Origin of the sequence: Vibrio sp. TH_r3, assembly GCF_033101115.1 — a bacterium.
Lineage (GTDB): Bacteria > Pseudomonadota > Gammaproteobacteria > Enterobacterales > Vibrionaceae > Vibrio.
On sequence record NZ_JAWMPW010000112.1, the window covers coordinates 1 to 235 of the forward strand.

The following is a 235-nucleotide window of genomic DNA, read 5'->3' on the forward strand; positions in this document are numbered from 1 at the left end:
CCTGGCGATGTCCTACTCTCACATGGGGAAGCCCCACACTACCATCGGCGCTATTGCGTTTCACTTCTGAGTTCGGCATGGGTTCAGGTGGGTCCACAATGCTATGGTCGCCAAGCAAAATTTTAAAATTCGGAAAGCTAATGATAAAAGTCTCTACACATTCAATGTTCTTTATTTGAGTCCGCGACCTACATGGATGTAGGAAGTGCAGTAAATTGTCTGGAACAATTTCTGC

1 rRNA gene is annotated in these 235 nt (G+C 45.5%); it reads right to left on the reverse strand.

What is annotated here, in order from left to right:
• A 5S ribosomal RNA gene (gene rrf / locus R3X26_RS19015) occupies positions 1-115 on the reverse strand; the annotation flags it as partial.
• Positions 116-235: the final 120 nt, after the last annotated feature.